Source organism: Brachybacterium vulturis (assembly GCF_002407185.1).
Lineage (GTDB): Bacteria > Actinomycetota > Actinomycetes > Actinomycetales > Dermabacteraceae > Brachybacterium > Brachybacterium vulturis.
In genome coordinates this window covers 1,396,394-1,409,007 of record NZ_CP023563.1, presented here as the reverse complement: position 1 = coordinate 1,409,007, position 12,614 = coordinate 1,396,394, and the positions used below count along the sequence as shown (strand labels likewise).

Genomic DNA, 12,614 nt, shown 5'->3' with positions numbered 1-12,614 from the left:
CCTGAACAGTGTTCAGCACTACGGTGGGGTGATGGCCCTCCCAGAATCTCCGCGCCGGCGGAGCCGCGACGACGTCGCCGAGATGGCCCTGCACCTCCTGGACGAGTTCGGCCTGCCGGACCTCACGATGCGCCGCTTGGCGACCGCCCTCGGCGTCCAGCCCAGCGCCCTGTACTGGCATTTCCCGAACAAGCAGGCTCTCCTGGCTGCGGTCAGCGAGCGGATCCTCGCGCCGATGGCCGACATCCACCTCGAGGAGCTCCCGCTGCCCCGGGCGGCGTGCGTGCTGGGTGCGCGCATGCGCGAATGCCTGCTCGCCCACCGGGACGCCGCCGAGCTGGTGTCCAGCTCCCTCGCGCTCGGCCTCGTCGAACCGCCGGTGCGGCCGGCACTGCTGGAGGCCGCACGTCGCCACGGCGTCACCGATCAGCTGCCCGAGGTGGCCGCCGAGGTGGTCGTGCACTTCGTGCTCGGATTCGTCTTCCACGAGCAGCAGCGCCTGACCGCCGATTCCCTCGGCCTGCTCGAGCGATCATCCGCCTCGAACACCGACGGCGCCGGCTTCACGGGGGCGATGACGCTGATCGCCGACGGCCTGGACGTCTCGATGGCGCGGCAGGCGTAGAGCCGCGAGAGTGCAGGGTGGGCCCGGAGGGGATCGAACCCTCGACCCGCGGATTAAGAGTCCGTCAGGGCACGGGTAGCCAGCCAGGTTCTACCTGGTCAGAGCGCGCACACAGCCGAAGTGAGACCGTCAGACGCGATCGCGTTGCTGTCAGGGTTGCTGTCAGCTCGACCTCCGGTGTGGACTCCATCCCCCATCTGATCAACGCGCCACGACAGTTCAGCTCCGAGGTACCATCAAGCATGGGATCAGAGAAATTTGAGGGGCTTGAAGAGCAACTTAGCAAGGAACGCGAGAAGGTAGACGTATCTGCCGTAAGCTTTTCAGTTCGAGAACTTGTCCGGATGTACGAGAGTTCAGAACTGACGATCGCGCCGTCATACCAACGCAAGTATCGATGGACCCAGCCCGTCGCATCCCGATTCATCGAATCGGTTTTCATGGGATTGCCAATCCCGCCAATCTTCGTTGCCACAAACGACGATTTTCAATGGGAAGTTGTCGACGGACTGCAGCGCATCTCGACGCTAATTTTGTACCTCAGCAATGACCCCGACTCCCGCAACCGCGTGAGAGACAGTGGACCATTCAAGCTATCCGAACTTGAGACCCTATCTCAATTGAACTCATTCGGATACTCCGATCTCCCGCCCTCCATTCAGCGGTATTTCGCTCGTCAGCCGCTCCAGGTGGTCGCACTCACCGACAAGGCCGACAAATCGGTCCGCTTTGACCTTTTCGAGCGATTGAACTCAGGGGCCATTTCTCTCACACCACAAGAGGTTCGAACGGCCGTATATCGCGGCGAGTTCATCGAGTTTCTCGAGCAGCTTGCGGATGACAAGAACCTTAAGAGTCTACTCAAGCTCCAGCAGGCAAACCAGAACGACGGAACGGCGTCGGAGCAGGTGCTCAAATTCTTTGCATACAAGAATAATCAAGTAAACTTCAAAGGCAACGTCACCAACTTCTTGAATGACTACATGGAATCTGGTCAAAAGTCATTCAATTACACACAAGAGCGGCGCACCTTTGCCGCTGCAATGGAGTTCCTTTCCAGTACGCTCGACGGCCAGGCCTTCCTGCGAACGAACACAAGCATCACGCCGCTCGTTCAGTTTGAGGCCTGCGCAATTGCAGCGGGCAGGATCATTGATGGCGGCGGCAAGCCGATTGCCCCAGAGGTCGACTGGCTCAACGACGCGGAGCTCGTGAGCGCTAGCACCGGGGGCACTAACACGCGCTCCATGCTGAGGCGACGACTCAATCGAGCCGCAGTCCTCTTCGGGGCCGAGGAAACTAGTGATGGCGAGTGACGCTCTTGACCGAGCCGAAAGTGCCGCGCGAAGAATCGACGAATGGAAGACCCAACTTGCAAAATTGAGTACAAGCTCGCTGGCCGGGATCGAAGAGACTGACTTCCTCGGGCGCGAGTTACGTGCGGCCGCGGTCGTAGCAGCGATGGCGGAACTCGAATCGCTACTGCGAGCAATGCTAACCTCGGTATTTCATGGTGGTGTGGTCCCGACCGGCGGACGGCATAGAGAAAGGTGCTCCTGACCTGGAATGATACGGGGTGTTGAAGCTCGTATCGATCTGGCGGAAGGAGCACCTTTCAGGTGTCCCACCCTACCTTGTTCTTCTACCCCCGACCGCGAGTGGACATCGCCGAGGTCCCGGCGGTGTCGCATGCCGGCGCGGTGCTACTGACCGACACGATCGGTGCCACCGGCCTCGCCCGCTCGCTGCGCGAAGCACTGGATCCGTGGACGAAACCGCTGGCAGAGCACCACGCGGCGAAGGTCTTGCTGGACCTGGCGATGACTCTCGCGGTGGGCGGGGAGGTCGCCTCGGATACCGATCTGCTGCGGTGCGAGCCGGGAGTGTTCGGTGACGTCGCCTCGGCTCCGACGATCTCCCGCATACTCACCGCGCTCGCCCAGGACGCTCCTGCCGTGATCGAAGCGATCTCCCAGGCCCGCCGGGTTGCGCGAGAGCGGGCATGGGTCCTGGCCGGCGACCATTCCCCGGCTGCGGCGGCCAGCGCAAAGAAGCCGCTGGTCATCGACCTCGACGCCACCTTGATCACCGCCCACAGCGAGAAGGAGCAGGCCGCACCCAACTTCAAACGTGGCTACGGCTTTCACCCCCTGTGCGCGTTCCTGGACCACGGCAGCGACGGGACCGGGGAGCCGTTGGCGATCCAGCTCCGTCCCGGCAACGCCGGGTCCAACACGGCTGCCGATCACATCACCGTCACCCGTCAGGCTCTCGCTCAGCTGCCTGCGGGCCCGCTTGTCCGGGGTGGGCAGGGATCGAAGAAGGTCCTGATCCGCACCGATGGAGCCGGCGGCACCAAGGACTTCCTCCAGTGGCTGACCAGACGGCGGCTGGCTTACTCCGTCGGGTTCACCCTCCCCGCAAACACGCCTGACCTGCTGAAACGCATCGACGAGGCCGCGGCGTGGACCCCCGCCTATGACAGTGACGACGATGGCGTCCGCGATGGGGCATTCGTGGCGGAGCTGACCGGACTGCTGGACCTGACCGGCTGGCCTGCGGGGATGCGGGTGATCGTGCGGAAGGAGCGCCCCCACCCCGGAGCGCAGCTGCGGATCACCGACCACGAAGGAATGCGGATCACCGCGTTCGCGACCAACACCCCGCGCGGCCAGCTGCCGACCCTGGAGCTGAGACACCGTCGCCGAGCGCGCTGCGAAGATCGGATCCGTAACGCCAAGGACATGGGCCTTGAGAAGTTCCCGCTGCAGGGATTCGCGCAGAACCAGATCTGGTGCCAGATCATCCAGCTCGCCTCCGAGCTGGTCGCCTGGATGCAGACCATCGCGCTGACCAGTACTGATGCGAGGAAGTGGGAGCCCAAACGACTTCGCGCGCGGCTGTTCGAGGTCCCCGCGATCCTCGTGCGCCGTGCCCGGCGCAAGATCCTCCACCTCGCCCAGCACGCTCCCGAAGCCATTAAGGTCCTGACCGGCGTCAACCGGCTCCGCACCGCCGTCGCGCAGACCTGACCAGGCGGCTCCACCTGTCCCTACGGCCCCCAGCACCTTCTCGGGAGTGGAACCCGACCGCCCGCAACGGACACTGCGACAATCTGTCACACCCAGATGCCAGAATCAGCAGCTGAGCATCGGCAACGACGCCGACCGCCCCCGCTCACCAACCCGATGAAACATCGAGGCTAATAGCGATAGGTGCGCACATAAATGATTCGGGAACCGCAATATCGTCCCTAGTTCCATCGCTTCGCCCGCTAGCCGCAAATGACATCTTTGAGCGACTTCTATCGACCAGCAAGAAGAGTAAGTCCTGGGAATCCCGGCTTTCCATTACGCAGCTCGATGCTAGCAATGAATCGACGCGCTTCCCTGGGTCCGTAAGTAATGGTCCGCAGCCTCCCCTTGATGGCTCCACCATCCAGCCACGCCATCTTGCGCTAATCTGGAACGTCTTGGGGGTAAACTCAATTACGCACTCGGCCAGAGTGATTGCATCCTTAAAAAAATGCACGCAAATTCGAAATGACGTCGCGCATAGGAATGTCTCGATCTATGAGGTTTTTCAGGCTCCTGGAGTTACGGCGATGGATGTCGCAGGATACTTGTCTGACCTTTCTGTGCTGGCCCAAGATATCGGCCTCACGTGGGACAGCTACATTACCTCGCGCGCCTACATCAAGAATTGAAAGACAGAACTAGGATGCGGATTCGCCCTAGATAGGAAATTGACCGCGGCAGTTGAACTGGATGGGTGCGCGGCGCGGTGCTGCGGCCCGCAGCGCAGCGAGGACCGACAGCGCGACGCGCGCGTCACACAGCCCGGCAGCGGCGTAGCCGCTGCCTTGAAGGAGTATAGAAAGTTCTCACAGCACGCTGATCAGCTGGCCTGCGGGAGTGTAGGCAGAGCTTCGACGATCTCGATGGTCCGCACCGAGATGGTGACGACCTTCTCAAGGAGGTCAAGGATGTAGCGAGGATTGCCGTGCTCGATGGACCACTGGTTCGGGTCGTTGACGATGCCAGACGCCTTGTCGGTAGTGACTTCGTGCTGCCGCTTGATCCACTCGATCGCGCTGAGAGAGCCGAGCTGGTAGCGATAGGCGGTCTCCGGGATACCTTTCACTGTAATGCGGCCATTCAAAATGAGTGAATCCGGGGCGTCAGCAGCAGTATTCCCTGAAGGGAAACGCATCTTCTGCACCCGGTAGTAGTCTTCCTCGTCGCCAATGGGGGGTTGCTCCCCGCCCACAACTTCCAACGGGTAGGGCTCAGCATCTTCGTAATCCGCGTGGAGATTGAACAATTTGCGTCCGGCTTCGGCGAATGCCTGGAACGCTTCGCTGGGGACTTCGGGGATTCGCGGAAGCATTTGCTTAAGTTCGCCAGCGTAGCGCTCTCGATAGTCGATCGAATGGAGCAGTCCGTACACGAAGAAGTACACATCATCCTTGGAGACCAACTCTCCATGGCGCTCACGCACCATCGAGAGGACCTGGTCGGTGACGTTGTCAACGCGTCGGTAACCGTCCACTACATCACTATCAAGTCCCAGATCAAGCTCGTCGTCCGCGAGCGGCTCCCATGTAAAACGAGGGAAGAACTGACCGCTAGAGGAACCCCAAAGCGCCAGATCAGGAATTACTCTCGTGGCGAGCACAGAGAACTCCTTATTGGAGCCGGTTCCCGTCACATAGAACCCGTAATTGCAGTGATGCGAAGTGGGAAATATTTTTTTCATGCGATATGTGCGCTCAATAAGTCTCGCGTCGAACATGAGATTACGCTTCTGGAATGGCCGATATAGCGCCTCCACCATCATGTTATCGTGCCGAGAGAGTGCCTGATGGTTCGCGAGCTGCCTACGCAGGCCGTCTGACCAGGCGATCTTGGTGGAGTCAAAGGTCGGCCCGGCGCAGGCGGTCCGATCCGACTCGTACTGTTCGATGAGTGCCGAAACTTTGCTCAGAACGGCCCCAAATGAAGATCCGTAAAGCCAGTTATCCCGTGACGTTGAAACGCCGCGAGAGTGCTCTTCGAAAACCTTCGGGGTCGGATAAAGCCCTCGCTTGTCGCCAAGAATTGGGTAGCTTAAGTAATTCTCATCGCGCAGGTTGATCCAGTCGCCGTGTTTGTTGGGTTTGATCTGGTGCCAACGGACGGAGTCGAGGGTGTCGTTGTCGACGATGCCGAGCTTCTCTTCTTTGGTCAGATAGTCACCGATGTCGCGGTAATGAATGGTCACCGGCCCCGCTTGGCCCTTGGCACGTACGAGGAGGAAGATCGCGACGGTGTTACGGCTCCCGGAGCCGAAGACCTTGCCCCCTTCCTTGCGGCTGGTCTCACCTGTGGTGCGCTGGTTGCCGCGGAGGTTGAATACATAGATCGAAGTGAACTCGTCAGCGATGGCCTTGCGGACGCCAGCCGCGGTGTTGCCGTCAATCCAGCCACCGTTGGTGACGAAGCCGATGACCCCTTCATCACCGATGCGGTCGCTGGCCCAGCGGATGGCGCGCATGTAGGAGTCATAGAGGCTGTTCTTATTCGTCGCATCAGTTCGTGCCGCGAAGGTGTCGCGGATGCGCGAATCGAGGGTGGGGTACTTGACGTTGGCGTTGTCGTCATTGCCGGAGTTCTGCCCCACTGAGTAGGGCGGGTTGCCGACGATGACGCGGATATCGAGCGCCTTCTGGGCCTCCGCACGGGTGTTGTTCGTGGGGAACACGGTCTCGTCGGTGAGGTCGCCGTCCTCGGTGAGCTGGAATGTGTCCGTCAGGACGATCCCGTCGAACGGCTCGTAGGCCTCCACCTCTAGCTCTACACCGTCGGACGCTGCCTGGAGGTCGTGGAAGGTGGTTTCGATATTGATCGCAGCGATGTAGTAAGCGAGCAGCAGGATCTCGTTGGCGTGCAGCTCGCTCGCGTACTTCCGAGCGAGGTCCTCGGGCTTGATGAGACCTGACTGCAGTAGTCTGACGATGAAGGTGCCGGTACCCGTGAAGGGGTCCAGGACATGCACGTTCTCGTCGCTGATGGAGTGACCGAACTCCTGCTTCAGGACGTCGTCAACTGAGCGGAGGATGAAGTCGACGATCTCGATCGGTGTGTAGACCACGCCCATGGCGTCAGCGGTGCTGGGGAAGGCGTTCTTGAAGAAGGACTCGTAAAGCTCCGTGATGATCTTCTGTTTGCCCTCGGCGTTGTCGATCCCTGCAGCGCGTAAGCGGACGGATTCATAGAACGCCTCCAGAGAAGCAGCCTCAGCGTCGACATGCATCGCGGTCAGGGAGGCGACCATGCGATCCATGACCTGCGAGACCGGGTTCCGAGCGGTGAACGCGTACCCCTCGAAGAGCGCGTCGAACACGGGCTTGGTGATCATGTGCTGGGCCAGCATCTCGATCGCACTGTCCCGGCTGATCGACTCGTTAAGGTTCCTTCGCAGTGCATCGAGGAACACCTCGAACTGACGGGAAGCTGCCGTGCCGGGGTCGTCCACGAGGGCCGTGATGCGGGAGATGTGCGCGCTGGCGATAGCAGCGATGTCTTTGGCCCACTGGTCCCAGTAGGTGCGAGAGCCGACCTTCTTGACCATGCGCGCATAAATCGCGTTGCGCAGCTCGTCCATCTGCGAGAGCTTCAGGTCCAGGCTGCCCTGTGAGGGCTTCGTGCTGGACTCTGTACCGCTCTCGTCATTCTCGTCGCCAGGGAAGCCGACTCCGATGACGTCGACCTTGGAGTCTCGGGTCTTGTTGAGCTCGACCTTGTTGACCATGGCGTCGAACCGCTCGTCGTGAGCGCGCAGGGCCTGGAGCACGTCCCAGACGACCTGGAAGTTCTTGTTGTCATCCAACGCCTTCTCGGGCTCCACCCCGGCCGGGACCACTACCGGCAGGATGATGTAGCCGTACTTCTTGCCCTGCGCCAGGCGCATCACGCGGCCCACGGACTGCACGACATCCACGACAGACCGGCGTGGGTTCAGGAACATCACCGCGTCCAGCGAGGGCACGTCCACGCCCTCGGAGAGGCAACGGGCGTTGGAGAGCACTCGGCAGGAGTCCTCCTCGGTATCCTGCTTGAGCCAGTCCAGCATCTCGGTCCGCTCCATCGAGTTCATCGACCCGTCAACGTGCTTGGCCTCCACGCTGAGGACGTCCCCGGGGTCCTCGGCTTCATGGTTCTCGACGTAGGCGCTGACCACCTCAGTGAATTGCGAGGCGACACGCTTGGACGACTTGATATCTCTCGCGAAGGCGACCGCACGGCGCATCGGCTGGGCGTCCAGTCCGAAGGTGTGCTCGGCGTCGCCTCTCTTGGCGAGACCGTTCCAGCAGCCGATCAGCCTGGTCGCATCATCGAGGGTGAGCTCGCCGTCCTGGGCGAAGGCGTCCTGCATCGCCTCGTTCACGGTCTCCTGATTCACCGTGAGGATGAGGACCTTGTAGTCCGTCAGCATCCCCATCCCGACGGCGTCCCCGAAGCCGAGCCGGTAGAACTCCGGGCCGTAAACGTCTTCGTCATCCATCGACGCGAGCACGGCCTGGGCCTTGCCGGCCTTCGACTTGGAGGCATCGTCGTAGATCCGCGGAGTCGCGGTCATGTAGAGCCGCTTGTCAGCCTTGAGGTACTCCTCGTCGTGCACGCGCACGAAGGCTGACTCCTCGGTGCCGGCGAGCGTGGCGCCGGTGGTTCGGTGGGCTTCGTCGCACACCACCAGATCGAACGGCTCCAGTCCGGCGAGCTTCTGAGCCTGGGAGACCACATCGATAGACTGATAGGTCGCGAACACGACTCGCACCCCGTCGCCGTCCACGCGGGCTTCCTTCATCCGTTGCGCGAGTCGCTGGGGGTCCGTGGTCGCGGGGAGCGCGAGGTCGACGACAGAGATCTCCGCGGAGTCCTCCGTGGCCTTCTTGCCCCGCGATGCCTTCGCATCGGAGCAGACCGCCATTGCCGTGATGCCCAGCTCGGTGTTGTTGGACCACTCCCGCAACGCCTGAGACAGCAACGCGATCGAGGGAACGAGGAACAGCACACTGCCGCCCGCGCCGACGTACTCCTCGGTGAGTCGCAGTGAGGTGAACGTCTTACCCGTGCCGCAAGCCATGATCAGCCGGCCACGGTCAGAAATCTCGAAGCCCTCGACGACGTCGTCGATTGCCGTGCGCTGATATGGCCGTAGATCCGACGAGCCGGACAAGGACAGGACGGTCGGCGTCTCGGGGTTGAAGGTGGCCCAATCGACCCGGGACTGCTCGAAATCCTCGAGTCCCAGTCGACGCACCGGCACCGACTGCTCGCGGATCGTCTCCTCCGCGGTCGCGCCCCAGTGTGTCGTCGTGGACACCACCAGACGCTCCGTGAACCCGCCCCGCCCCGACGCCGCAAGGAATTTGTCCAGGTCCCCTTTGGAGACTCGGTGCGAGGGCGCGTAGAACTTGCACTGGATGGCCGTCAGCCCGCCATCGCGCCGCTCCGCCACCAGGTCGATCCCGGAGTCATGTCCCCACTTCTCGGGCCACTGATCCCACATCCATACCTTCGCGAACTGTGCTGACCACAGCGGATCGGTCTGCAGGAACGATGAGGTGAAGCGTTCGAACTGTGTGCCCTGGTCTGCGGTCGACGTTGCCCGGTTGTACAGATCGTCCAGGAGCTTCATCGGGGAGAGCGTGGCAGTCATGCTCCAAGTATCGGGCATATGCAGGCCGTTTAGTCGCGACTCGAGGCAGACAGCAAGAGGTCGTCAGTCTCTTCGGGCCTCGCACCGCTCGCGACTCCATCGGTCTAACCGGCGCGGAGAGATCGCATCCTGGCCGCGTTGCCCTGCACGTACGCGAGCACACAGCTCGTCCGCGATCTGAAGGCGGCTACGTGCTAGTCGCGGAGATTCGCAAAGGGCCGACGTCCGAAGTCAGCGGTGAACTCGAGGATCATCGCCCTCTCGACGAGCGCCGGTTCGACGTCAGTGTCCTTCCAGCACACCAGCAGCGAGTCGCTCTCCTCGAGCTGCCAGATGAGCCGCCCACCCCAGTGACCGATCGGGTCGCCCACTCCGAAGCGGCGGAACTCGTCGAGGCGTTTGCGCAATCCGCGCCGCCCGCTCGCGCCACCAGATGCTTTGCCGATGTAGACAACCTCTGCCCCTGCGACCCACTCGGCATCAAGTCGCTCACGGGGGACGCTCGGGTCCTTCCCCTTGAACCGTCCGGCCGGATTGATCGGCAAGAACCCGGGCTCATGGTCGAACTGTCGGACGATGACATACACCCCCGACGCTGTGGGTACCTGAGAAAATTGCAGGTCAGCGAACCGCACGAAGCCGCTGAATCCTTCGGCTTCGAGGCCACCCCTAGTCCATTCCATCGATTGGCCTCCTGTGATCAGCGCTCGACAGCGGCGACGACGTAACGCAGCTGGTTGCCCTTCGACCGCGCTTCTTCGTACACGCTGAGGTCCGAGTAGTCCTTCCACGCCATCACGAAGTGCCCGGTGAGCGTGTGCGCGTTCTCCGGGTACAGGTTCTTAGCCCACCGAAGCTCGCCGAACAGCGTCACGCCTTCATGGATACGGAACGCAGCGTCGTTCGTGGGGAGCCGTCCGTTCGGAGCAGACCAGTACGCATCGTCGTTTGTCAGCAAGATGGCGAAAGCTGTCCCGCCGGCGTCTTGAGACCAGCGCTCGAGCCGCTCGATGTCATGAACGAAGTCCCGGCGTCCGAGGTCTGTGGCGGAGTGGTCGAGTAGCCGGAACTTTTCGCCCGGGACGTTGCCGTGCCACTCCCTCGTTCGGTACTTGAACTCGATGGCGGTCACCCCTTCCCCGGCCGGCTCGCGGCAGTACAGATCGACCACGGTCCGAAGATTCGGCGCTGGGGACCCGATGGCTCGATAGGGCATCTCCAGCCGAACATCAAGGCCCGTGAACTTCTCCGCGAGAAGCTGCGCGAAGGCATGTTGGAAGTCTGCCTCGGAGTGAAACACCGGCCGCTTGTTCGACAGCTCGGACATCACTGCATGCACCTGGTCGAGAGTGAGCGCACCGGGTGCGGTGGGCACTGTTTCCATCGGAATGGCTCCTCTTACCGAGACCGACTGCTCGATCGACAAGCGCGGACCACGTTGCTGTTCGCGCGCCTCGCGCTCCGCCCGCACAGCCGCATTGCCGTCAACGCTGCTGTCAACACCGGATCCTAGACCTTCTCATAGGTCAAGCAATCCCAGTCCGACCAGCAGTGGGCCCGGAGGGGATCGAACCCTCGACCCGCGGATTCCAAGGTCACGCTATCGCCACCTGCGCCACTGCTCCGCTCCGTGCCTGGGCAGGGCTGGCACAGTCACCGGACGATACCGCCCACTCCTCCGTGAACCTGACCAAAAAGCGGAGTTGAAACGGAGTTGCGACGGAGCACCACGGCACAGTGAAGGCCCCGCCTGGCGATCTGCCGGGCGGGGCCTTGTCCTGCGTTGCGAGGAGCTGGTGCCGGATCTGCTGCGCGGCCTACGCCGCCGCGGCCGGGGCCTGGAGCCGGTGGGAGAACAGCTCGCCCCACCCCACGGGATCGACCATCGTCTGTCCGGTCGCCGGATCATCGCCGTCCTGCTCGATCATCCACGTGGACAGGACGGCCCACGCGGCCGTGGCGAGCTTGCGCGGGAGCGGGTGGCCCCGATGCCCGAGGAGTCGCACGGTGCCGTCAGGAGTGATGCGGGCTCGGGCGTCCACGACGCCGAGGGGGATCACGATGGTGTGGGTGAAGGTGTTCTCTGTAGCCATGTGAGCATCGTTGCTGCGGGCATATGCGCAGGTCAACCCCCAAATAACACATGCCGAGGTGGTCTTGTGTCGCCCCACTGCGGGCGTCTGCACCTCGGCTTGCGGTCGCCGCTGGGAGTAGTGCCAGGCCCGAGGCCAGCGGGGCGCTGGGAGTCCCCACCTGCGCATGTGTCACGCCGAGGAAGGGGCCGTTATCGTTTCGCAACATCGCGGATGGCCTACGCGGCGAAGTCATCGCGACACGCCGGGCGCGGGTGTCGATAACCGAAGCGGACGCCAGTACCGGCTGTGGACGATTCGAGCTCTTTTCCTCGGCGCGACCTGCGGTAACACCGCACAAGGTTGCGGGAGGGTGCGGAGCTTAGCGGTATGCGGGAGTGGCGCATTTCGAGGGTGCTCCGTAGGCTTGTATTGGATCGCAAGACGGGGCCGAGCCCCCGGAGCGCCCCGCCGAGGGGCCGATCCCACCGCACCACCGTGAGGCCACCCGAGCAGGGCGACCGGACGCTATGACGTTCCGAGAGTCCCCCTACGCCGACAGACTGCCCGAAGTTGCGGACGACGAGTAATCGCTGTCATCTCCTGGGAGAACTATGTCTGTCACCTTTTCGTCTTCGTCGGGCGTCACGCCTGAGCGCCTGCTCGCCCCGCCCGAGGCCGCAGACCTGCTCGGCATCGCACCGCAGACCTGCGCCAACTGGCGGAGCATGGGCAAGGGGCCGCGCTTCGTGCGCGTCGGCTCGCGTTCAGTCCGCTATCGCCTGTCAGACCTGCTCGCGTACGTCGAGGGCCTGGAGACCGTCGAGGCGGTGGCCGCATGAGCGCCGCCCTCACCCGCGCCGAGCGCGAGACCGTGGCCGTCTGGACCGAGGTGGACGAGCACGTGCGCATCCACTCCAGCTCCCCGGCGCAGATCGCCAAGCTGCGCGCCGATGACCGGTTCCGAGAGGTGCCGGGCCTGTACGCCGACGGGCTCACGGCAGAGTTCCTGATCCCCGTCGGAGACTTCGTGCTCACTCAAGGGGCCAAGCGGCGCATGTCGCCGGAGGAGCGGGCGAAGCGGGGCACGTCCCTGTTCCAGCCGAGCACCTGACCCCGCGCCCGATTCACGGCCAAGTTCCACCGTCAACGGCGGTTCCCCTGGGCCGCGTGAGCGCATGGGGGCACTGGGAGGCCACCGCGCCGTGAGCCGG

Annotated in this window: 9 protein-coding genes; 5 read left to right on the top strand and 4 right to left on the bottom strand. The window is 62.8% G+C overall.

Features of this window, described 5'->3' with window-relative positions:
- Window positions 1–31 precede the first annotated feature (31 nt).
- From CFK38_RS06295 to CFK38_RS06285, 3 genes are all read left to right on the top strand, one after another.
- Window positions 32–625 carry a TetR family transcriptional regulator gene (locus tag CFK38_RS06295; protein WP_096802314.1) on the top strand — a complete coding sequence of 198 codons (594 nt, stop codon included), beginning with the start codon at window positions 32–34 and terminating at the stop codon, window positions 623–625.
- Between the two features lie 242 nt (window positions 626–867).
- Window positions 868–1,941 (top strand): DUF262 domain-containing protein, encoded by a 1,074-nt coding sequence (locus CFK38_RS06290; RefSeq protein WP_096802313.1) that lies wholly within the window; start codon window positions 868–870, stop codon window positions 1,939–1,941.
- 303 nt (window positions 1,942–2,244) lie between these two features.
- The gene (locus CFK38_RS06285) at window positions 2,245–3,657 is read left to right on the top strand and encodes an IS1380 family transposase (RefSeq protein ID WP_096801454.1); all 1,413 of its coding nucleotides are present in this window, start codon (window positions 2,245–2,247) and stop codon (window positions 3,655–3,657) included.
- 865 nt (window positions 3,658–4,522) lie between these two features.
- Here the strand turns inward: CFK38_RS06285 and CFK38_RS06280 are convergent.
- From CFK38_RS06280 to CFK38_RS06265, 4 genes are all read right to left on the bottom strand, one after another.
- Window positions 4,523–9,328 (bottom strand): DEAD/DEAH box helicase, encoded by a 4,806-nt coding sequence (locus tag CFK38_RS06280; protein ID WP_096804242.1) that lies wholly within the window; start codon window positions 9,326–9,328, stop codon window positions 4,523–4,525.
- A gap of 194 nt (window positions 9,329–9,522) precedes the next feature.
- The gene (locus CFK38_RS06275; protein WP_096802312.1) at window positions 9,523–10,011 is read right to left on the bottom strand and encodes a hypothetical protein; all 489 of its coding nucleotides are present in this window, start codon (window positions 10,009–10,011) and stop codon (window positions 9,523–9,525) included.
- Between the two features lie 17 nt (window positions 10,012–10,028).
- Complete coding sequence (locus CFK38_RS06270; RefSeq protein ID WP_096802311.1) at window positions 10,029–10,712, bottom strand: hypothetical protein; 684 nt, start codon at window positions 10,710–10,712, stop codon at window positions 10,029–10,031.
- Between the two features lie 433 nt (window positions 10,713–11,145).
- A complete protein-coding gene (locus tag CFK38_RS06265) occupies window positions 11,146–11,421 on the bottom strand; it encodes a hypothetical protein (RefSeq protein WP_096802310.1) in 276 nt (91 codons plus the stop codon).
- A gap of 593 nt (window positions 11,422–12,014) precedes the next feature.
- On the opposite strand from CFK38_RS06265, the gene CFK38_RS06260 reads away from it, so the two are divergent.
- Both CFK38_RS06260 and CFK38_RS06255 read left to right on the top strand, forming a co-directional pair.
- The gene (locus CFK38_RS06260; RefSeq protein ID WP_096802309.1) at window positions 12,015–12,242 is read left to right on the top strand and encodes a helix-turn-helix transcriptional regulator; all 228 of its coding nucleotides are present in this window, start codon (window positions 12,015–12,017) and stop codon (window positions 12,240–12,242) included.
- Window positions 12,239–12,514: a hypothetical protein gene (locus tag CFK38_RS06255; protein ID WP_096802308.1), complete on the top strand. Its 276-nt coding sequence runs from the start codon at window positions 12,239–12,241 to the stop codon at window positions 12,512–12,514. The genes CFK38_RS06260 and CFK38_RS06255 overlap by 4 nt, the downstream gene beginning before the upstream one ends.
- The last annotated feature ends 100 nt before the right edge of the window (window positions 12,515–12,614 follow it).